This is a genomic window from Natronosalvus sp. KLKA75, assembly GCF_059736265.1.
This window is the reverse complement of sequence record NZ_CM185522.1, coordinates 2,445,623-2,466,102: the sequence shown is the minus strand read 5'-3', so window position 1 is coordinate 2,466,102 and position 20,480 is coordinate 2,445,623. Positions and strand designations below refer to the sequence as shown.

Genomic DNA, 20,480 nt, shown 5'->3' with positions numbered 1-20,480 from the left:
CGACGTCCGTCACCGTCTCCCCGGGGGACGCCGACCCGAACCTCCGCCGTCAGTTCGTCCGGGACCGAGGACGCCCACCGCCCTGCTCGACTCGCCCGATACAGATCGGCCACGGAATCGGGAACTCGTCGTACAACGGATGGGAGATGGCCTCGCTTCGTTCCCGTTCGAACGCCTCGCACTCCTCGCGAACGCGCTCGAACGCCGGCAACACCGACGCTCCCCGCCACCGCGTCGCCGCGTGTGCCGACCGGCCCTCGAGGCCGATCCGGATCATCAGGCTTCCCTCGACCGCCGCCACCGGACGCAACTCCGTCGGTTCCGCGACAATCGCCGCGTCTCGCTCGAACGGATAGGGATTTTCGAGTGCTGCCGTGGCTGCACCGATCCCGCCCTCCTCCTCGCCGGCGACGCTCTCGACGACGATCCGACCGTTCAGGTTGGGGTCGTGGTCAGTATTCGTAGCGACCTCTGCCAGGTGACGCGCCGCAAACACGCACACCCCCAGCCCCGACTTCATGTCCGCCGCACCCCTGGCCGTCGAGGCGACCGTCGCGCCACCGGGGCTCGAACGGATCACCCTCCCACCCCGACCCCGTAGGGACGACGTCGACATGCCCGTTCAACACCAGCGTCGGCCCCGCGTCAGGATCTCCGAACTCGAAAACTCCGGCAACGCTCGGCCGATCCGCCGTCTCGATGTCGTCAGGGTCGTCCGGGAACGACGGATGCTCGGCTAGAACGGCCGGGTCAGCCTCCCAGGTGTAGGTCCGAAAGCCCGCCGCCTCGAGTTCCTCGCGCAGCCACACCTGGGCCGGCTTCTCGTTTCCTGCAGTCGTCTCGAACGAACAGCACGTGTCGACGAACTCCCGAAGGTCGTCGTCCCAGATGCGGAAATTCATGTGCGAGACCACGTCGGACCCCGATATAATACCGTGGGAGAAAGAAACGTTTAACCACGCGTCCCCGAAAGAGGAGAGTACGGGGCCGGTAGCTCAGTTCGGCAGAGCGTCTGGCTTTTAACCAGACGGTCGCGTGTTCAAATCGCGCCTGGCCCGCTTTTGCCACGAGCACATTCGTGAGTGGCAAAACGGCCCTGCGATTTGAACGCAGGAGAGCGCAGTCTCGCGAACGAAGTGAACGAGGAAGCGATCGACCGTGTGTTCAAATCGCGCCTGGCCCCTTGCTCCGAGCAGAACCGCGAGGAGCAACGCGATCATACAGCGATCTGAAAGAGACCAGAAAGGCACAGCGAAGCGAGCATTTCTGGGCGTGGTTCACAATCGCACCCGTCTCGCTTTCCTGCCGCGAACACGTTCGTGAGCAGCGAGTTCAGATCAATCCACGTCAGCGACACGAGCGTTCCTCGAAAGTGTCGAACCGCACCGAACCACACTGAACCGCATCGGACCGCATCGAACCGCACCGAACGAGCCGCAGTTGCCACTCGAGAACGGCCAAAGACTACAGACACCGCAAACCGAAAACCGATAAAAAACACACCGATACCAACCACACTGACGAAACGGCACGCGAACCGTGGTCGTCTATAAGTTCGAGCCCTCAGCCTCGCAGCGGCATGAACGCCAACCCGGCCAGCAACACGATCGCGATCACCGACAGTCCGATCGCCCACCAGAACCCGTGGATTCGCTCGTTGTGCTCATCGACTGCCTGGTGTTGAGCCTGGAAACTCTCGACGTCCTCGGTCAGGTAAACGACGTCCTCGCTTGGGAAGTGAACGCCGTAGGGCGTCTGCTCGATCATCACTTCCTCGTTGTGGGAGAGCGATACCTCCGTGACATCCTCACCGGTGTACTCGACGGTCACCTCGTCCGTCTCGATTGTCGTCACCTCAGCGTCAACCTGTTCTTCCATCTCGGATTCGTAGAAGGTCACCTCATCTCCAACCGCGTACTCCTGGGTGTCGATATCGTCAACCTCCGTAACGTGGCGAACGACCTCTTGGCCGTCCTCTTCGACGATCACGTAGACGCCGTCGGGTCGCTCGAGGAACGTGTACTCCTCGGAATCGACCGATTCGATCAGCAAGAACGTCTCCGGTTGGGCCTCGCTTTCGTTTCCGTCACCACCGTCGGCACTCTCGTTTCCGTCACCCTCTCCTGGCGGCGCGTAAATGTAGACGGAATACTCCGTCCCCTCTTCCTCGAACTGAACCGTATCGCCATCGTCCCAGGCGTCACCATTTGCAGCGCTCGCACCGGACCACGCCACGTCAGTTGGAACGGAATCGTTGACGTATTCCAACGTCCCCGTTCCAGCAGCCCCGTCCAGGCTCGGACACGTTGTACGTCCGATCCTCGATCGTTATCTCGTCACCCTGCTCGAGTTGGTAGTCCGCATCGGCTTCGTCGATCGTCACCTGCGGTGATTCCGCGGTCGCGATAACGGCGTACGCGCCCGCAGCGACCACCATAAACAGGACGGCGTAGACGATCCCTGCGCGTAATTGCATGTATGAGGCGTTGTCCGCGCGTCGTATAACGGTTACTAAGTTCTCGAAAGAGTGGAGCCAGGGATCGCATTCGCTTTCGAGCCGAGCCTGGTCGAGATCGACCGCGATTGACTGGTACTCGACGATTTGAAGGTGGCTCCAGGAATTGAAACCGACGCGCTCGAAGGGAGGAGATGAAGCGGTCTAAAGGGACCGGATCAGGGTACAAAACGTGAAAGAGCCAAGGGCCGGATTTGAACCGGCGATGGGTTGCTCTGCAGGCAAGTGCGTTCGGCCGATCTCTGCCACCTGGCGCGCTCGGATGTATCCACCGTGTTCGTTGGCCCAAGCGTGGCGCCGATTTGCCCGCTCTAATGACGAAAACCGCCGCGAGCGCCAGTATCGGTGGATGCTGTATGTGGTATGAGTGGGTCGGCGGCGAGCCGGGGTTCCCAGCGGGTCTCCCACGCCAGTACTGGCCGAAACGCGGGCGGGCTTAACTGCCGTGTTCGGGATGGGTACGGGTGGTGCCCCGCCGCTCTGGCCGCCGTAATGCCGACTCGCGGAGTCGAACCGCGACAGTACCAGGGTCGGTTACGGTGTCTAAGGTTCTCTGGTCGGTTGTGACCGTGTTGTACGTGTAGTCCAATTAGCGCCTGGACCCGTTCTTACGGGTTGATCCATGCGAAATGAATGGTGGCTTGATCTGTTAGTGCTCGCGGGCTCAACACCTCGTTGCCTCGGTGCGTACACCCCGAGTCTATCGAACTCGTCTTCTACGAGTGATCTCGGTGGCATCTCTTTTTCGGGTGGGTTTCGAGCTTAGATGCGTTCAGCTCTTACCCCGTGGTGCGTCGCTGCCCGGCACGTGCCCTCTCGGACAGCCGGTACACGAGTGGCACCCATTCGGAGTTCCTCTCGTACTATACGAACGTTCCCGTCAGATACCGTAGCACCCCCAATAGATAGCAGCCGACCTGTCTCACGACGGTCTAAACCCAGCTCACGACCTCCTTTAATAGGCGAACAACCTCACCCTTGCCTGCTTCTGCACAGGCAGGATGGAGGGAACCGACATCGAGGTAGCAAGCCACCCGGTCGATATGTGCTCTTGCGGGTGACGACTCTGTTATCCCTAAGGTAGCTTTTCTGTCAGCAATTGCCCGCATTGGGCGGGCTAATTGGTTCGCTGACCACGCTTTCGCGTCAGCGTCCGTTGTTGTGCCGGACACTGTCAGGCTTCCGTATGCTCTTGCGCTCTTTCTCGGGTCTCCGACCCGAGTGAGGAAACCTTGGGGCGCGCTCGATATCTTTTCAAGCGCGTACCGCCCCAGTCAAACTGCCCGGCTACCAGTGTCCTCCGCCAGGAGTGAGAGTCGCAGTCACCATCGGGTAGTATTTCAGTGATGCCTCGGTGGCCCGCTAGCGCGGGTACCTGTGTAACGGCTCCTACCTATGCTGCACAATGGCGACCACGTCTCAGTGACAGCCTGCAGTAAAGCTCTATAGGGTCTTCGCTTCCCCTTGGGGGTCTCCAGACTCCGCACTGGAATGTACAGTTCACCGGGCCCAACGTTGGGACAGTGGCGCTCTCATTGATCCATTCATGCAAGCCGCTACTAAAGCGGCAAGGTACTACGCTACCTTAAGAGGGTCATAGTTACCCCCGCCGTTAACAGGTCCTTCGTCCCCTTGTACGGGGTGTTCAGATACCTGCACTGGGCAGGATTCAGTGACCGTACGAGTCCTTACGGATTTGCGGTCACCTGTGTTGTTACTAGACAGTTGGAGCGCCCGAGTCACTGCGACCTGCCACTTTCCGTGGCAGGCATCCCTTATTGCGAACGTACGGGACTAACTTGCCGAATTCCCTAACGTCGGTTGCTCCCGACAGACCTTGGCTTTCGCCGCCACGAGTACCTGTGTCGGATCTCGGTACGGACAGTGTGCTTGCCTTTTCACGGGCTCTGGGTTGACCTCTCTTGCGTTATCCAGCCATTCGACCGCTTCGTGCCATTACGGCTTCCACGGTCTTGGACTGTTCACCCGGGCGAAAGCCCGGAGAGGCGGCCCCAAAGCGTCGGCTTTGAGTGCACACTGGCATAGGAATATTAACCTATTTCCCTTTTGTCAGCTTCGAATTGCGGGCTGACTTAGGACCGGCTAACCCTCGCTGATTAGCATTGCTGAGGAACCCTTACTCGTTCGGCCGTCGGGGTTCTCACCCGACTAACGCTGCTACTATGACCAGAATTTTCGTTACTGCACGGTCCACACGAAATCTCTTCCGTGCTTCCACCCGAACAGTACGCCAACCTACGGAATCGTGCTGTGACGCACGTCGCAGGTCTCGGTGATGGACTTGAGCCCCGATCATTTTCGGCGCCGCAAACCTCGGCCGGTAAGCTGTTACGCTTTTCTTAGAGGGTAGCTGCTTCTAAGCTCACCTCCCGGCTGTCTAGGGCTTGCGACCACCTTCGATCGCACTTAGTCCATACTTGGGGACCTTAACCCAGCTCTGGGTTGTCTCCCTCACGGTACACAGGCTTACCCCGCGCACCGGACTCCCCGCGTCGACGGCGTTCGTAGGTTCGGAGTTGGACAGGGGGGCGAACTCCTCTCGGAGTCCGGTCCCCCAATCCGTCGCTCTACCCCACGAACTACCTCGGCGGAGGTCATGCTTCGACATGTTTCGGTTGGAACCAGCTGTTTCCGGATTCGATGGGCCTTTCACCCCTAGACATAGGTCACGCGAGGGTATTGTAGGACACCAACGCTAGCGGGCCTCCACGTGGCTTTCGCCACGCTTCACCCTGCCCATGCCTAGATCATCCGGTTTCGGGTCGTGCCCGCCTGACTCCCCGCGCTTGAACACGGTGACCCTGGTCGTAAGACTGCGGTCATATCGGTTTCCTCTGCCTTCCCCGATACTCGGGTTAGACTCGTCAGACAGGCACACTCTCTGGTTCGTTTTTCAAAACGTACGACGGAACACCGGCTTCCCTCTCGGCTTACTACAGGTTCGCACCTGGTTCATTGTGAGAGGGACCTTGTATGCCCCGTCGCTCTATCGCCAACTGAGTTCACGCCCTATTGCACCTCCCTTTTTGGGGTGCTTTTCAGCGTTCGCTCACGCTACTTGTTCGCTATCGGTCTCGAGGAGTGTTTAGTCTTCGCGGTCAATGCCCGCGGGATTCACGAGGGATTTCCAACCCCCGCTACTCTGGGCTGACTCCCATCGTACTGATCGACGGTACGGGACTGTCACCCTGTTTCGTACCCTATTCCAAGGGATTTCTCGTCGATGGTCGGATGTTGCAGGTCAGTCCGAACACCACATTGCCCGTGAGGGCTTCGGTTTGGACTGTGTCGGGTTCACTCGCCGTTACTAACGACATCGCGGTTTGCTTTCTTTTCCTGTCGATACTAAGATGTTTCAATTCTCGACGTTCCCCATTGCGCTAAGCAATTGCAAGAGGATTCCTATTCGGAGATCCCAAGTTCTTCCCCTCCGTGCGGGTCCCTTGGGCTTATCGCAGCTTGGCACGTCCGTCATCGGCTCTCGAGCCGAGCGATCCACCAGTTGGCACAGTAGCCACGTTCTTTCGGATCGGTGCTGCACAGAATGCAGCGGTTGTGACCCGGGAACGGGTCCAGTGGACGCCTGGACTACACGTACATACGGTCTTCATCTGCCACCAGTAGACGGCTGGTGGCATCGACCTTCCCTCCTCGCTTGCGCCGGGAGGTGCATCAGTTTTGCTTACGGATTGTATTCTCTTTCGGTCACGTACTTAAGGGCACGGATTCGACGTCGCCTGGTGATGCCCCCACATGGCCACCACTGGCACGGGGTTTTACTCGAGCCAAGACGTACTCCGGGAACGCTGAGACGCCCTCGCCCTCCAGACACAGATTCGCCGGGGAGTGAACGCTTTTGGTGGTTCCCACACCACACTATGCCATGCCACCAGCTAGCGACGACTCGAGCGCACCGGACGTCGGCGAACTGACGCCGCCGACGCGAACCCTGATGGGACCAGGGCCGAGCGACGTGCACCCGCGCGTACTCCGGGCGATGAGTACGCCCCTCGTCGGGCACCTCGATCCGTCGTTCATCGAGATCATGAACGAGGTGCAGGAACTACTCCGATACGCCTTCCAGACGGACAACCAGTGGACGATCCCCGTCTCGGGGACCGGCTCGGCCTCGATGGAGGCCGCGATCGGCAACGTCGTCGAGCCGGGAGACACGATGCTCGTCCCGACCAACGGCTACTTCGGCGGGCGCATGGCGTCGATGGCTCGCCGTGCGGGCGGCGAGGTCGTCGAGGTCGACGCGCCGTGGGGCGAACCGCTCGATCCAGCGGCGGTCTCGGACGCGCTCGCGGAACACGATCCCGACGTGTTCGGATTCGTCCACGCCGAGACGAGCACGGGCGTCCGCCAGCCGAACGTCCCCGAACTCACCGCCGCGGCCCACGACCACGACGCGCTCGTGATCGCCGACACCGTCACCTCGCTGGGCGGCGTCGAACTCCGGGTCGACGAGTGGGACATCGACGTGGCCTACTCCGGCCCGCAGAAGTGTCTCTCCTGTCCGCCAGGGGCCAGTCCGCTTACCCTCTCCGACGAGGCGATGGAAAAGGTCCTCTCGCGCGAGGAGCCATCCCGGTCGTGGTACCTCGACCTCTCCTTACTCGAGGGCTACTGGGGCGACGAACGAGCGTACCACCACACGGCGCCGATCACGAACGTCTACTCGATCCGGGAGGCCCTCCGCTTGGTCGCAGAGGAGGGCATCGAGAATCGCTGGGCACGCCACCGACGACTCGCGGGCGCGCTCAAGGCCGGCGCCGAGGGGATGGGCCTCGAGATGAATCCGGACGACGAGTACTGGCTCCCGAGCCTCAACGCCGTCCGGGTTCCTGACGGCGTCGACGACGGCGAAGTCTGCGACGAACTCCTCGAGCGCTACGACCTCGAGATTGCGGGCGGCCTGGGCGACCTCGCTGGCGAAATCTTCCGCATCGGCTGTATGGGCCACTCCGCGAGTCCGGAGAACGTTACGCTCCTCGTCGCGGCGCTGGCCGACGTGCTCGACGATTTCGGTGCGGACGTCGAGCCGGACGGCGGCGTCGCTGCGTGTCGTGAGGCCCTCCGATAATCGATAAGTGGGTGCGGGGACTGTCGTTAGACAGTGACTGTCGGTCCTGGCGGTGCGCGTTCGACCTGATAATCCTCGCCGTCGGCGGCGATGATGGCCCACTCGTAGCCCGGATCCAGGCTCTCGAGTCGGTCCTCGAGGTCGTCTACGTCACCGGGTTCGGTGACGAAACAGTGAAATTGTCCCGAGCATCGGGGAAGCTGTTCAACGTCGGAGACGGCGTTGACGTGAACGACTTTCCACGCCCGTTCTGCTCGGAAATCCGGTCCGTTGCCCTCGACCGTGTAGCCGAGTTCAGCAAAGATCGACCTGGCCTGCTCGACGAGTCGCATGTTAACAGGACCCATTCGAGTAGAACTACATCGGACACCATGATAAACGTTTGCACGGCGACAGGCAATGGACATCTCGAAGGACGTCGCTACCTTCAGCTGCTTCTGGTAATTACTCGTGGGCGGCGTCCCACTCGGTCGGTTTCCGGAGGTTGCCACACCGGTTACACAGGATGCGTCCCATCGGGTCCATCGCGTTGTCGATCGATTCGCAATTCGAACAGAACCAGCCGTAGCGACGCCTCCGCTCGCGGCTCTCGTAGGCGACCAGGAACGGTCCCTTGGATCCGCGGTCGCCGTCGGTCGTTTCGACGTAGACCGTGTCCCCATCGTCGGTAGCCACCGCTTGCATACCGCCCGCTACGGAATCGGCGGGTAAATGGCTGTCCTTCCGGGTCTCAGCCCGACCGTTCGCGGTAGGTGCCGAGCACCTCCTCGAGAACCAGACACTCCTGGTCGGTCGGTTCGTAGTGCATGTCGATGAAGTCCTCGGCGTCCTCGTAGTTCCCGCGAAGTCCGTACTTTCGGACGGTGATAAGCGCGTCGAGGAAGAACGTCCCGCCGTCTGCGCCCACCTCCTCGGCTCGAGCCGGTCGGTCGATGTTTAACTCGCTCTTGATCTCGTCGAAGTTGAACGTCTCGACCTTGTGGTCCGGGTTGATCATGGTCAGCACGTACTCCGCGGAGAACCGGTAGAACTCCGATTTGCTCTCGAACATACCGTCGTCGACGAGGTTGTCGATGGCTTCGACGACGTCGTCGGGATATCGGACGGTATCTTTTGCCATACCTTCCATCTCACTGCTACGACAGCATTATTGTTGCGGGAAAAGTCGAACTTCTGATATAAGCTCCTCGAACTCGAAACTCGAGATTTGAGCCTGAAGATTGAGACTCGAGACTCGTATCGACGCTCGAAACGGCGCGAACGTTTTAGGGGTCTCCGAGGTTCTCTTCGGACGACGACAGGGAGACCCACGTGTATTCTGGACTCATCTTCGAATCGCTGCCGTGGTGGATCGCCGCGCCACTGTTACAGCTCGGTATCCTCGTCTTCGGGATGGCTCTCGACGAGACCTACGTCAATCGGGCGACGGTACTGACGGGAGCGATCGCTCTCTACACCCACTCGGTCATCGCAGGCGGGGTCTGGATGCCGGTCGGACTCTACCTCGACATCGGCGTCGTAATCGGCGCGTACGGCCTCTACGCCTACGTGGTCGACGCCTACGTCGCGAACTGGTTTCGGGTCGCCGCCTTCTTCGTCTACTCGCCGCTGTCGGTCTTCCTGGTCATATTGCTCCCCGATGTCGTCTTTCCACTGGCGCTCGTCCTCGCTGGCTACGTGAACCTCCAGTTGATGGCGACCCTCGAGCCCACCGAACCCTACTACTTCGGGCCGGGCTCGCCCGACGAGTTCGAGGAGGCCGTGGCCGCGACTGACGAAGGTGAGAAGGGCACGGAGGACGGAACGGAGTCCGGACCAGACGTCTCGAGCGAGGACTCGAGCAGTGGTCATCTGGGTGCCGGACCCGCGCCCACGGGCGGTGACTCCGACGAGCGCGGGGTCTTGCCCGAGTTCATGCGTCGACTGTAACTATCTGTTTCGGCCATTGTGGCGTCATCCACGCACACTGGACGGGGTGCATTGACTACCGTAGAACGTGGCATTTTACGGCGAGTAACGATCGATACAGATCGTTCGTATCGTTCGCCACATCATTATTCGTAAAATACATAGTATGGCGACCTTTCTGGAAAATATGGTTTCACGGCGTGCACTTCTCGCGGGCGTCTCCTCGTCGGTGACAATCTCTGCTGGATGTGCCTCGGCAGTTTTACGGAGCGAGAACTCGGTTCTCAACTGCATCGAGGTCGTGAGTGCAAGTAATACGCCACACACCGTTCATCTCCGTGTCGACTACGAGGGCGACGAGGTGTATGCTGACTCGTACAGCATCGATGGCAGTCGAATGGGCGAGTCGCTTCAATACCAATGGATCCCACGGAGTTGGCCAGACGATCCAGGCCACTTCCGCGTTCATATGCGCATGGACCATCACACGGAGTGGGTGACGATCGATTCTGAAGAAGAGTCCGGGGAATCCGCCTACCAGATCGCGTACTGGATCGGGCCCGATGGCAATGGCATTCCCCACTGGGAAACGGTCGATCTCGACGACCGCGAGCAACAGTGCAACTCCTCGTTACACGACCTCGTAACTGTAGATCAGTGAGACGAGCGTCTGTCCGGTTGATTTGTCCGATACGGGCCAAGCCGTTCGGTTCACACACGAAGTAGCCCGTGTCTCGAGCGAAGAGATAGTCGACGTACGACATTGAGAATGGATGACGAGATGTACGCGCTCAGCCCTCGAAGCCGTCCTCGAACACGAACGCTCCGTCCCGCTGCACGACCTGCGCCCACCTTGCCTCGCTCGTCGCTCCGCGACTTGCTCGCAAAAGCTGGACCAAAAAGCGGCTGTTCAGCCCTCGAAGCCGTCCTCGAACACGAACGCTCCGTCCCGCTGCACGACCTCGCCGTCCACTTCGATGAACGAATCCTCGCTCATGTCGACGATCATGTCCATATGGACGGAACTGTCGTTTCGCTCGTTGCCTTCACCGACCGTCTCGTCGTAGGCGCGACCGACCGCCATGTGAACCGTGTCGCCCATCTTCTCGTCGAACAGCATGTTGTAGGTGAACTCGGTGATGTCGCGGTTCATCCCGATGCCGAGTTCGCCAAGTCGACGGGCGCCGTCGTCCGTCTCGAGCACCGTCGAGAGCACCTCCTCGTTCTTCTCGGCCGCATGGGAGACGACCTCGCCGTTCTCGAACTCGAGGTACACGTCCGTGATCTCCCGGCCCTGGGCCATCAGCGGCTTGTCGAAGAGGACCTCGCCCTCGACGCTGTCGGGGACGGGTGCGGTAAACACCTCGCCGCCGGGGAGGTTCTTCTCCGCGTAGTCGTTGAGCGTCGGGTTCCCCGCAATCGACATCGTCACGTCCGTCGTGTCGCCGCTCACGATGTGAACCTCGTCGGCGGGATCGAGGATCTCGACCAGCTGTTGCTGGAACTCCCGCTGGGCGTCCCAGTCTCTGGTGATCGCGCCCCAGACGAACTCCTCGTAGGCCTCGGTGCTCATCTCCGCGTCCTGGGCGTTCCCCGGCGCGGGGTACTGGGTCCCAACCCAGCGCTTGCCCATGACCTCGTCCTGGATGGGTTTGTAAGCCTGGCCGAACGCTGCGGTGACTTCGGGGTCAACGTCGCTCGTCTCGTAGGTGTTCTCCGAGGCCCGGATCGAGATGAAGACGTCCGTCTCCTCGGCGGCCGCGAGGACGTGGCTGGGACACTCGAGGTCCTCCGGATCGACGGCTCGCCGGTAGGCGCGGCTGGCGGCGCTGTTCGACGCGCTGAGCAATGGGTGGGCACCGCGTTCGCCGAGCAGTTCGTGGATCGCGACGACGAGGTCCTGGGCGATCGGCGGTGCGCTGATTCTGACGTTGTCGCCTTTCTGTACGTCGACGGAGTGGTCGACGATGATTTCGGCGTGTTCGCGGACGCGTGGGTCCATACCCGTTAGTCGGGGAATCCCATCAAGAACCTTTATCATTCGGTCGTCGAGGGCGGCGTTCGCGGTTCGGGTACCGACTCGCTCCTCGAGTCCGACTCGACGCTCGATTGGACACGCCCACCGCGTCACGCACCCACCGACTCACACTACTCGAGCGTCGGCGGTTCCTGGCGACCGATGTGAATCTCGTGAGCCTCGATGTCCTCGATCGCGGCGACCCGACCGCCGACGCTCACGGAGCCGTCGTCGGTCTCGAGGGTCAGGCTGGCGACCTCCTCGCTCACCTCGAAGGAGACGTCGACGACCTGGCCACGAACGACTCGCGAACCCCCGCGCTCGACGTCACGCCCCTCGATAGTAGCGTAGAACTCGCCGCCGTCCTCGATGAGGTCCTTGACGCAGCGGCGGATGGAGGCGTACTTCCGGGGATAGGGACGACCTTCGCTGTTCTCACCCAGGATTTGCTCGGCGGTCGTCCAGAGCACGGTGCCGAAGAAGCCCGACACCAGGAAGCCGAGCGCGGAGCGGTTGAAGATGACACCGTAGCGGTCCTGGTCGTCCCGGAGGGCGTCCTGGGTCGCGTACATCGAGTAGTTGCCGTCGGCGACGGCGATGACCGGAGTCGTGATCCCGCGGCGGGCACGGGCCGTCGTCGCCACGGCCTCGTAGTCGAACTCCGCGGGAAGGGGCGCCTCCACGGCGGGCGTCACGATCAGGTCGACGCTGACGTCGGCGCTCGTCGCCGTCCGGGCTGGTCCTCGAAGCGGATCAGCAGGTCGGGGGTCAACGAGAGCGCCAGTTCGTACTCGGCCTGCTCGATGATCTCCTCGAGGTAGCGCAGGATCGTCGATCGCGATTTCACGAGGGAGACGGCCTCGGTCTCTCGCGCCGGAGCGGTGTACCGGGCCTCGAGTTCGTCGACCATCTCCTCGAGGGCGTCCTGGACGTCGTCGAAGGCGTCGCCGGGGTCGATCGCGACGATCTTCATCGGGCGGGATTCGCGGAGTTCGACCAGGCCGCGGTCGCTCAGACTGCGGACGGTGTCGTAGACGCGCGGCTGTGGGATGTCGGTTCGATCGGCGATTTCGCTCGCCGTGAGCTGTCCGTGTGCGAGGACGGTCAGGTAGGCGTCGATCTCGTACTCGCCGAGATTGAATCGATCGCCCACGCGTTCGACCGTCGAACGCAGTTCGTCAGTGGCCATACGCGGTCATCGAACGCGACCGCTAAAACATTTTTTATGTTTCGAGTAGCACCTGATTCCAGAACAGAGTACCCAGTGTCGAACCCTTCAGAACGCTTAACCACGACGCCCCTGACAGTGAGGGTATGCTGCAGAACGCCACGGGTGGCAACGAGACGGCCGTCGAGGAGGGGCTCCGGTCACTCGCTCCCGACTGGATTCCACCCGGGGTCGTCGACCTGGCGTTCGCCGTTTTCGTGCTGCTCGTCGGCTGGTACCTCTCGAAGGTCGTCGTTCGTCTCACTGGCCGGACGATCGCCCAAAAAATCGAACGGCCGTCGGTGACGCGAACGGTCCTTCGGGCCGTTCGAATCACGGTCATCGCATTCACGGTCCTGATTGCGGCCAACATCCTCGGTCTGACCGGCGTCGAAATCCTGCTTCCGGTGACGGTCATCTCGGCCATGGTGGGTATCGTGCTCGCGCCCCTGGTCGGCAGCCTGATCAACGGCCTGTTCGTCCTCTCAGACCAGCCCTACGAAATCGGCGACATGATCGAAGTCACCGACAGCGGCCACCGGGGGTTCGTCGAAGACATCACGATCCGCTACACGAAGATATTCACGCTCGAGAACACGTTCATCGTCATCCCGAACTCGGAGATCAACGCCCGGGACGTCGTCAACTTCTCCGCGGAGGATGAACGGACACGGTTGTCCGTCTCGTTCGAGATTACCTACGAGAGCGACCTCGAGACGGCTATACGCGTCTCCGAACGAGCAACGCGAGGCGTCGACAACGTGATCGCCGGCGGCCCGGACATTCGCATCGGGAGCGCCCGGTACGCCGCCTCGCCGACGTGTGACGTCCTCCAGTATGGCGACAGCGGCGTCACCCTACAGGTCCGGTTCTGGGTGAACCACCCGTACAAGATCACGGTCGTCCGCTCGGCGGTCAATCGAGCAATCCGCGACCGGTTCAGCGCGGAGGAGTCGAGTTCGCCTACCCGCACACCCACCACGTCTTCGACGAAACCAGTGGTACTGCCCGGGTCGCGCAGGTCGACCGCGAACTCGAGCCCCGGCCGACGAGCCGAAAACACGAACAGGTTGCCGACGGGGATGGAGACGGGAACGAATAGCCCACGATCGACCCGTTCGAGACACGGACTCCGATCTCGACCAGTAGCCGTCCAGCCCGGGTTACAACGAGCGGGGCAGTCTCGCCACAAAAGGGTCCCTGACTCAGCCTACGCGATGGCCTGGCCGACCGTGATCACTTCGCACTCGAGGTGGTTCTTGAGGTACCGCTCGATGTTAGGGTTGTCCATCACCCGTCCGATGATGCGTCGCCAGCGGCTCACCTGTTTGGTGCCCACGACGACGACGTCCGCCTCTTCGCCGGCGACTTCGTCGAGAATCGTCTCTTCGACGAGAAATCCCGATCGAACGACGTATCGAGTGTTCTCCAGACGACCGAACTGGCGTTCGACAGCCGATTTCAGATCCGACCGCGTCACCGTCTTGCCGTTCTGATAGAGATTGACGTGCAACACCGAGAGAGCCGCGTTCCGCTCGCGGGCGACCTCGATGGCCTCCTCGAGCGTGCGGCGAGAATTGTTCGTTAATGGGTACCGAACGGGGACCACGACCAGAGTCATCACGAGAGGAAACGCGGTCCGTAGTGGTAAACGTTTCACTCGGTGCGTTCGCTCGACTCGAGTCGTGATTCGAGTCGACGCACGCGCCCCTCGATAGCGGGGTCGATGCCGTGCCGTCTGGCGTATTCGACCAGCACGTCGTACTGGCAAACCTCGGTTCGCTTGACGCGATCCGCCGGGTCGAGCGCGGGAAACTCGTCGTCGGTGTGAAAGAGGTAATCGGAGGTTGCTACGCGGTAACACTGGTCGGGATCGAGCGGTTCTCCGCCGACGCTGTCGACGACGACGCGGTGATCCGTCGGGTTCCACTCGAGGACGGCGCCGCTCACCTGGGCGTGCCACCAGTCCGGTTCGGCGAAGCCCAGGTCGAGTCCGGCGCCACCCTCGAAAATGGCCTCGAGCGTCGAACCGCTGACCTCGGCGACGGCGACGGGTTCCTCGAACGGGACGAGGCTGATCACGTCGGCGACCGTGACGTCACCCGAGAGCGTCGTCCCGGTCCTGAGCCCGCCGCTGTTCTGGATAGCGACGTCGGCCCCGGTCTTCCAGCGGTAGGCGTCGGTGACGAAGTTCCCGAGCCTGGCCTCGCCGCCAAAGAGCGTCGTCTCGGACCGATCGAGCGGTTCGTCGACGCGGGCGATTACTTCGTCGAGTCCCGTCTCGGCCTGGAGGGCTTCGAACGACCGGACCACGTCCTCGTGGGGCTCGAGTTCGGTCGTCTGCCGAATCGTTGCAGTCGGCCCGTCGCGCTCGAACGTAAGGTCCACGATCGCCGTCCCGCCGTCGCCGGGTCGCGTGAGTAGCGTCCCCTCGACGACCTCGTTCCGGGCGCTCGGAACGTGCCCCCCGAGGACGACGTCGGCGTCGACCTGCCGAGCGAGGGCGTCGTCGCCTCGCCCGAGGTGTGAGCAGACGACGACGTAGTCGACCCCCTCGTCGCGAAGGTCGTCGATCGCCGCCCGCGCCGTCTCGACGGGGTCGCGAACGTCGATGTCCGTCGCCATCGGGTTCAGCGACACCGTCCGCGGCGTCGTGACTCCCGTGAAACCGATCCGCGTCCCGTCTCGCTCGAGCACGGTCCACGGCCGGACGCCAACGTCCGACCCGAACGGGCCGCCGTTGCGCCGCACGTTCGCGGTCAGCCAAGTCTGCGGGGAGTGGCGGACTATTTCGCGAGTCGCATCGACGCCGAAATCGAAGTCGTGGTTGCCGAAGGTCTCGAGGTCGGGGTCAACGGCGTCGTAAAATTCCAGGGCCTGTCTCCCCTCCATCACGAGCGGCAACACGCCGGGTGCCGTGTTGTCACCGGTGCCAACGACCACCGTGTCCTCGTCCCGGTACCGCTGGAGGGCGGCTGCGAGCCGTCCGATCCGTGCGGGCTCGTCGCAGGCGTTTTCGACGTCGGAGTACTGGAGGACGCGAGCGGGCATTCGACGGTCCTTTCGATTCGACGGTCTTTGCTCCGTCGGTTTGGGTCATCGTCACCCGCGGCGGTACCGACGCGTCCACCGCGGTTCCGAACGGACGGCGAGCCACCACCCGAGCGCCCCGGCGATACAGCCGATCGCAGTCAGTACGGCCGCGACGGCGGTAGTAAGTGGCACGGCGACGAAGCCGACGACGAGCGTCGGCACCAGGGCGATGGCGACGCCGAGGGTGAACGCGCCGAACCGGACCGCGTCGAAGAGGAACTCGTTGGGGTCGAAGCCGGCGACGAAGGCGGTCAATCCGTAGTAGTACAGCGCAAGGCCGACGAGGAGCACGAACCCGACGGCAGCGTCGAGAAGCGGCGGTCGAGCCCAGGCGAGTGCAACGAGGTAGGCGAGCGTCATGGTCGGGAGGCCGACGAGGTAGAAGGCGACTCGCTTCGCCCGAAAGACAGCCGTAACCGAGACGGGGTAGGCCGCGTAGGACTCGACCGCGTCGAACTGGGTCAGCCAGTTGTAGGTCGTGAAGGCCGACAGGCCGAGCACGCTCCCGAAGAACGGGCCGAGCGCGGGTTCGATCCCGACACCGTCTCGAACGACCCCGACGAGCACGACGACGAGGCCGAGGAGGATTCCCACCGACACGAGCGGCTTCCAGATGCCGCCGCTCGAGCGCGCCAGGTCCAGCAGCGTCTTCGCGACGAGGGGGTCGCTTCCGGGCAACGACTCGAGGCTCCGAAAGCGCTGGCGGTACGTCCGCGTCGGGCGCGCGTACGCGGGATCGTAGACTCGCACGGAGAGTGCGGCGGTCACGACGAGCACGGCGACGAGGGAGGCAGTCAGCCAGAGCGGCACCCCGGTCAGGACGAGGTCGGTCACGGAGACGGAGGGGCGCGGGCGGCCCGCGACCAACCACGCGCCGCCGACTGCGAGGACGCCGAGCAGTCCGCCCCGGGTCGAGAGTCCTCGGGTTCGGAGAGCGATGAGGGCGAGCGTCGCCGTCATTCCGGCAGCGAAGACGAGCCACAGCGAGAGCCAGAGCCCGATGACGTTCCCTGGCGTCGAAACCGAGAGCCCCTCGAGCGGTACGACCACCAGCGAGAGCGGCAGAATCATCGTCACCCCGTAGAAGAGGGCGTCCTTCAGCAGGAAGTGTGCGAGCAACCGTCGTCGGGACAGCGGCAGGGTGTCCGCACTCGAGAGGAGCAAGGAGAGGTCGCCGAAGACGTTCTCGAGCATGTCCGAGCCGGCGAAGGCGGCGGTGCCGCTGTAGAGGCCGAACGCGAGGGCGGCGACGTGGACGCCGGCCAGAATCGAATCGGTCGCGTAGCCCGTCTCGCGCAGGGCGAACCCGCCAGCGACGACGAGAGTCGCGACGACGAGCGGAAAGGCGTAGAACCGTCGGCCGCCGAACAGTCGGGCGTGGAGTCGCCACTCCTCGAGGGCGAGCGCGCGGAAGACGAGCCAATCGTGGGACGTGGACATGGGATCGGTAGTTCGTGAGTACGGTAGTACGTGGGTTCGTGGGTCAGCGGGGCTACTGTCGCGGCGCCGGGGTCGAGTCCTCACCCTCGAGCGTCGGTACGTCCTCGGAATCGGTCGTCTCGACGTACGCGAGGAATTGCTCGCGAAGTCCGCCACCGTCGGGGGTCGTCTCGACGATCCGGCAGGTCCCGTCGGCAACGAACCCGACGCGGGTGCAGATGGCCTCTGCGACGTCGACGTTGTGCGTCGACACGAAAATCGTGTGTCCGCGGTCGACGTACTCGAGCAGGAACGCTTTCACCCGCTCCTGGACGAGTGGGTCGAGGTTGACGAGCGGTTCGTCGATGAAGACGAGGTCGGGTTCGTGGAGGAACGCCTGCGTGATCATGACCTTCTGTTGCTGGCCTCGCGAGAGGTCGGTGTGCAGCGTCTCGAGTTTGCTCGCGAAGCCGAGGCGGTCGGCCCAGGTGTCGACGCGGGCGGAAACGGTGTCGGGCTCGAGTCCGCGGATCGAGCCCACGAACTCGAAGTACTCGCGCGGCGTCAGGAAGCTCGGCGGCGACTGTTGCTCGGGGAGGATTCCGACGCGTCGGCGCGTCTCGACCGGCTCGCTCGTGGGATCGGTCCCCAGGACGGACACCTCGCCCGCGTCGGGCGCGAGTCGGCCCGTGAGGATGCCGATCGTCGTCGTCTTGCCGGCGCCGTTAGGGCCGAGAAAGCCGAAGAGTTCGCCCGACTCGACGGCGAAACTCATTTCCGAGAGTGCGGTCACCGACCCGAACGACTTCTCGAGTCCGGTGACGCGGAGCGCGACCATTGCTGTGGAGGATTCATCGGGCGTTCCCCATAACTGTACTGTCCGTTTTGTCGAGGAGTGACAGCACGACGGGTCGTTTTCGGACAGTCAGCACACAGTCCAGCGTCAGTACTCCGTCCCGCGCCGCGCCCGCTGGCCGTCGTCGAAGGGATGACGACGCTTGGCGACCTCCGTCACGAGGTCGGCGTGCTCGAGGAGGTACGCCGGTTCGGTGTGTCCGCCCGTAAGCACGACCTCGAGCGAGTCCGGTTTAGTTTCGAGAAGTTCGACCACGGATTCGGGCTCGATGAGCTCGCTCTCGACCGCGTAGAGAATCTCGTCGAGAACGAGCATGTGGACGCCGTCGTCGGGATCGGAGTCGAGCGGAAACGGCGTCGTCAGGTCGGCTTCGTTCGCCGCCGCCACCAGGTCGCGAGCACGCTCGAGTCCGGATCTGGCCTCGCGCTCGTGGTCGACGTCGTCGCTGCCGTCGGCCATCCCGTGCCAGCCGTAGTGGCCGAGGTTCTCGTAGCTGAACCCGGGAAGCGACTCGATGGCGTTGTACTCGCCGCGAACGGCCTCGACGCTCGAGGCGCCGCCTTTCATGAACTGGAGCATGTGGACCCGAAAGCCGTTTCCCGCGGCCCGCAGCCCCAGTCCCATCGCGGCCGTGGTCTTTCCTTGCCGTCGCCCCACCACACCTGCACCAGGCCGAACTCCGAGGGGGCATCGGGCGTGATCGGTCGAGCGGTGGGCGTGGTTCCGCCACCAGGGGTGTTCTCGAAGACGTCGGACTCGTTCTCGATGTCAGCCCTTGCCTCCAGTGCGTTGTCGACGTCGGTCCCGGCTTCCGGCCCGCCATCGCTGTCGCCCTGACTCTCACCATTGCTGTCGCCCTCACGCTCGCCGCCGTTTACCTCTGGTCCGTCCATGGGTCATCTCGGGCCGTCACGACCTAACCGTTTGTGCCATCGAACGCTGTCTCCCCGCGTCGACCGACCTCAGTCGGGGTTCCAGACGAGTTCGGACTCGGCTCGGCGTTCGCGGTACTGTTCGCGAACCCAGTCGACGCTCTCGGGGTCGTCGGTTCGGAGGACGCCCGCGAGCCCGTTTTCGGAGTACACCGTTAGTCCGGCGACGACGGTCTCCCCTTCGGCGATCCAGATAGCGTACGACGTCTCGAGCGCAGTCGTGTACAGCCGACCGCAGTCCGCTTCGATAATCTCCCGAAGCCGGTCGTGCTGGTCGTCCTCGAGCGAGGAAAACAGGTTCCGGTCGAGGATCAATTCCGCGCGTAACCCGCCGTTCTCAATCGATTCCAGGAACTCGTCGAAGTAGAGGTCGAAGACCACTGGGGCCGTACCGTACACCGCCGACGCATCACGGATGTGACGCATGCTCGTCTCGAGGGCCGTCCACGGCGCCTGCGGACTCGGCACGTCGATCGATGCCTCGCGAAGGAACAATAGGTCGATCGACTCGAGGGGGAGTTCCGTCAGGATCGGTTCGGCCCGTTCGATCTGCTCCAGGTCGGCGAGATAGTCTCGTCGAGCGCGACAGGCGAGTCGGCCAGTCTCGGTCGCGAGGTACGCCGAGTCGCGTCGTTCGATACACCCGGTCTCGAGCAACGACGCGATCCCGCGGTCGATCGTCGACCGGGACGTGGACAGCTCGTCGACGAGTTCGGGTTTCGTCCGTGGCGTTTCGAGGAGGGCTTCGAGGAGGGCGTTTCGTGCTGCAAGTAACTCGTCCATGCATCAGTTCGTCTCGTGGTTCGTGGCGAGGAGTAATAACTCTCGGGAGTTGCCAGGTTCGAAACGGTTCCGTCTGCCACTCCTACTGCGTCGATTCGGCTACACGCTCGGTGAATTTCTCGCGAACCTTGTCGATTTTGGGCGCGGCGTGCATCCGACAGTAGGCATCCGTGGGATTCTTCTCGAAGTAATCCTGGTGGTACGCCTCGGCCTCGTAGAACGCCTCGAGCTGTTCGATCTCGGTCGCGATTTCGTCGTCGTAGACGCCCTCCGCCTCGAGTTCCTCGATAAACGCCGTCGCGAGTTCGCGTTGCTCGTCGTCGTGGGTGAAGATTGCCGATCGGTACTGGGTGCCGACGTCCGGTCCCTGTCGGTTCACCTGTGTCGGATCGTGGACGGTGAAGAAGACCTCGAGTATCTCGTCGTACCCGATCACGTCGGGGTCGTACTCGAGCTGGACGACTTCCGCGTGGCCGGTCTCGCCCCTGCAGACGGCCTCGTAGCTCGGGTCCTCGACGTGGCCGCCCGCATAGCCCGACGTGACCGACGCGATGCCTTCGAGTTCCTTGTACGCCGCCTCGATACACCAGAAACAGCCGCCGCCGAGGGTCGCTCGTTCCATGGACGCCGTACGTGCTGGCCG

15 protein-coding genes, 2 tRNA genes, 2 rRNA genes and 4 pseudogenes are annotated in these 20,480 nt (G+C 62.8%); 5 read left to right on the top strand and 18 right to left on the bottom strand.

Annotation, left to right across the window (positions count from 1 at the left end; all coding sequences use genetic code 11):
* Position 1: 1 nt before the first annotated feature.
* Positions 2-902 (bottom strand): annotated as a pseudogene (locus tag AC6I65_RS11955) (M20/M25/M40 family metallo-hydrolase); the annotation flags it as partial.
* Between the two features lie 82 nt (positions 903-984).
* Between AC6I65_RS11955 and AC6I65_RS11950 the strand changes: the two are divergent.
* Positions 985-1,058 (top strand) — tRNA-Lys (locus AC6I65_RS11950).
* Between the two features lie 505 nt (positions 1,059-1,563).
* Here AC6I65_RS11950 and AC6I65_RS11945 read toward each other — a convergent pair.
* The 5 genes from AC6I65_RS11945 to AC6I65_RS11925 form a co-directional block, all read right to left on the bottom strand.
* Positions 1,564-2,235, bottom strand: a complete 672-nt coding sequence (locus tag AC6I65_RS11945; protein ID WP_497902085.1) for a DUF8231 family protein — start codon at positions 2,233-2,235, stop codon at positions 1,564-1,566.
* 1 nt (position 2,236) lies between these two features.
* Entirely contained in the window at positions 2,237-2,476 is a 240-nt protein-coding gene (locus tag AC6I65_RS11940; protein ID WP_497902084.1) for a DUF8231 family protein, read from the bottom strand.
* 218 nt (positions 2,477-2,694) lie between these two features.
* A tRNA-Cys gene (locus AC6I65_RS11935) sits at positions 2,695-2,769 on the bottom strand.
* A 116-nt stretch (positions 2,770-2,885) separates the two neighbouring features.
* Positions 2,886-3,007: ribosomal RNA gene (gene rrf / locus AC6I65_RS11930) — 5S ribosomal RNA — on the bottom strand.
* 139 nt (positions 3,008-3,146) lie between these two features.
* Positions 3,147-6,059 (bottom strand): 23S ribosomal RNA (locus tag AC6I65_RS11925).
* Positions 6,060-6,419: 360 nt separating this feature from the next.
* Here AC6I65_RS11925 and AC6I65_RS11920 point away from each other — a divergent pair.
* Positions 6,420-7,622 (top strand): pyridoxal-phosphate-dependent aminotransferase family protein, encoded by a 1,203-nt coding sequence (locus AC6I65_RS11920; RefSeq protein WP_497902083.1) that lies wholly within the window; start codon positions 6,420-6,422, stop codon positions 7,620-7,622.
* Positions 7,623-7,648: 26 nt separating this feature from the next.
* On the opposite strand, the gene AC6I65_RS11915 is transcribed toward AC6I65_RS11920, so the two are convergent.
* The 3 genes from AC6I65_RS11915 to AC6I65_RS11905 all read right to left on the bottom strand — a co-directional run bounded on the left by AC6I65_RS11915 (position 7,649) and on the right by AC6I65_RS11905 (position 8,742).
* Positions 7,649-7,954, bottom strand: a complete 306-nt coding sequence (locus AC6I65_RS11915; RefSeq protein WP_497903206.1) for a DUF7116 family protein — start codon at positions 7,952-7,954, stop codon at positions 7,649-7,651.
* Between the two features lie 112 nt (positions 7,955-8,066).
* Positions 8,067-8,306, bottom strand: coding sequence for a DUF5816 domain-containing protein (locus AC6I65_RS11910; RefSeq protein ID WP_253436462.1), 240 nt, complete (start codon positions 8,304-8,306; stop codon positions 8,067-8,069).
* 46 nt (positions 8,307-8,352) lie between these two features.
* Positions 8,353-8,742 (bottom strand): ribbon-helix-helix domain-containing protein, encoded by a 390-nt coding sequence (locus AC6I65_RS11905; RefSeq protein WP_497902082.1) that lies wholly within the window; start codon positions 8,740-8,742, stop codon positions 8,353-8,355.
* Between the two features lie 191 nt (positions 8,743-8,933).
* Between AC6I65_RS11905 and AC6I65_RS11900 the strand changes: the two genes are divergently transcribed.
* Positions 8,934-9,551 (top strand): hypothetical protein, encoded by a 618-nt coding sequence (locus AC6I65_RS11900; protein WP_497902081.1) that lies wholly within the window; start codon positions 8,934-8,936, stop codon positions 9,549-9,551.
* Positions 9,552-9,717: 166 nt separating this feature from the next.
* The gene (locus AC6I65_RS11895) at positions 9,718-10,191 is read left to right on the top strand and encodes a hypothetical protein (RefSeq protein WP_497902080.1); all 474 of its coding nucleotides are present in this window, start codon (positions 9,718-9,720) and stop codon (positions 10,189-10,191) included.
* Between the two features lie 249 nt (positions 10,192-10,440).
* On the opposite strand, the gene AC6I65_RS11890 is transcribed toward AC6I65_RS11895, so the two are convergent.
* Together AC6I65_RS11890 and trmB are read right to left on the bottom strand one after the other, a co-directional pair.
* A complete protein-coding gene (locus tag AC6I65_RS11890; protein ID WP_497902079.1) occupies positions 10,441-11,532 on the bottom strand; it encodes an aminopeptidase in 1,092 nt (363 codons plus the stop codon).
* 146 nt (positions 11,533-11,678) lie between these two features.
* Positions 11,679-12,736: pseudogene (trmB, locus tag AC6I65_RS11885) on the bottom strand (HTH-type sugar sensing transcriptional regulator TrmB).
* A 125-nt stretch (positions 12,737-12,861) separates the two neighbouring features.
* Here trmB and AC6I65_RS11880 point away from each other — a divergent pair.
* A pseudogene (locus AC6I65_RS11880) lies at positions 12,862-13,856 on the top strand (mechanosensitive ion channel family protein).
* 108 nt (positions 13,857-13,964) lie between these two features.
* On the opposite strand, the gene AC6I65_RS11875 reads toward AC6I65_RS11880, so the two are convergent.
* From AC6I65_RS11875 to msrA, 7 genes and pseudogenes are all read right to left on the bottom strand, one after another.
* Entirely contained in the window at positions 13,965-14,375 is a 411-nt protein-coding gene (locus tag AC6I65_RS11875; RefSeq protein ID WP_497902078.1) for a universal stress protein, read from the bottom strand.
* Positions 14,376-14,410: 35 nt separating this feature from the next.
* On the bottom strand, positions 14,411-15,805 hold the full coding sequence (locus AC6I65_RS11870; protein WP_497902077.1) for a bifunctional metallophosphatase/5'-nucleotidase: 1,395 nt from the start codon (positions 15,803-15,805) through the stop codon (positions 14,411-14,413).
* A gap of 51 nt (positions 15,806-15,856) precedes the next feature.
* Entirely contained in the window at positions 15,857-17,287 is a 1,431-nt protein-coding gene (locus tag AC6I65_RS11865) for a hypothetical protein (protein ID WP_497902076.1), read from the bottom strand.
* A gap of 52 nt (positions 17,288-17,339) precedes the next feature.
* A complete protein-coding gene (locus AC6I65_RS11860) occupies positions 17,340-18,104 on the bottom strand; it encodes an ABC transporter ATP-binding protein (RefSeq protein ID WP_497902075.1) in 765 nt (254 codons plus the stop codon).
* A gap of 105 nt (positions 18,105-18,209) precedes the next feature.
* Positions 18,210-19,015, bottom strand: a pseudogene (locus AC6I65_RS11855) (cob(I)yrinic acid a,c-diamide adenosyltransferase).
* A gap of 69 nt (positions 19,016-19,084) precedes the next feature.
* The gene (locus AC6I65_RS11850; RefSeq protein ID WP_497902074.1) at positions 19,085-19,837 is read right to left on the bottom strand and encodes a helix-turn-helix transcriptional regulator; all 753 of its coding nucleotides are present in this window, start codon (positions 19,835-19,837) and stop codon (positions 19,085-19,087) included.
* Between the two features lie 82 nt (positions 19,838-19,919).
* Positions 19,920-20,459: a peptide-methionine (S)-S-oxide reductase MsrA gene (gene msrA, locus AC6I65_RS11845; protein WP_497902073.1), complete on the bottom strand. Its 540-nt coding sequence runs from the start codon at positions 20,457-20,459 to the stop codon at positions 19,920-19,922.
* Between the last annotated feature and the right edge of the window lie 21 nt (positions 20,460-20,480).

Coding starts and splice junctions, on each gene's coding strand:
- AC6I65_RS11940 (WP_497902084.1), bottom strand. CDS start 2,476: ATGCAATTACGCGCAGGGATCGTCTACGCCGTCCTGTTTATGGTGGTC.
- AC6I65_RS11920 (WP_497902083.1), top strand. CDS start 6,420: ATGCCACCAGCTAGCGACGACTCGAGCGCACCGGACGTCGGCGAACTG.
- AC6I65_RS11915 (WP_497903206.1), bottom strand. CDS start 7,954: ATGCGACTCGTCGAGCAGGCCAGGTCGATCTTTGCTGAACTCGGCTAC.
- AC6I65_RS11910 (WP_253436462.1), bottom strand. CDS start 8,306: ATGCAAGCGGTGGCTACCGACGATGGGGACACGGTCTACGTCGAAACG.
- AC6I65_RS11905 (WP_497902082.1), bottom strand. CDS start 8,742: ATGGCAAAAGATACCGTCCGATATCCCGACGACGTCGTCGAAGCCATC.
- AC6I65_RS11895 (WP_497902080.1), top strand. CDS start 9,718: ATGGTTTCACGGCGTGCACTTCTCGCGGGCGTCTCCTCGTCGGTGACA.
- AC6I65_RS11890 (WP_497902079.1), bottom strand. CDS start 11,532: ATGGACCCACGCGTCCGCGAACACGCCGAAATCATCGTCGACCACTCC.
- AC6I65_RS11875 (WP_497902078.1), bottom strand. CDS start 14,375: ATGACTCTGGTCGTGGTCCCCGTTCGGTACCCATTAACGAACAATTCT.
- AC6I65_RS11870 (WP_497902077.1), bottom strand. CDS start 15,805: ATGCCCGCTCGCGTCCTCCAGTACTCCGACGTCGAAAACGCCTGCGAC.
- AC6I65_RS11865 (WP_497902076.1), bottom strand. CDS start 17,287: ATGTCCACGTCCCACGATTGGCTCGTCTTCCGCGCGCTCGCCCTCGAG.
- AC6I65_RS11860 (WP_497902075.1), bottom strand. CDS start 18,104: ATGGTCGCGCTCCGCGTCACCGGACTCGAGAAGTCGTTCGGGTCGGTG.
- AC6I65_RS11850 (WP_497902074.1), bottom strand. CDS start 19,837: ATGGACGAGTTACTTGCAGCACGAAACGCCCTCCTCGAAGCCCTCCTC.
- msrA (WP_497902073.1), bottom strand. CDS start 20,459: ATGGAACGAGCGACCCTCGGCGGCGGCTGTTTCTGGTGTATCGAGGCG.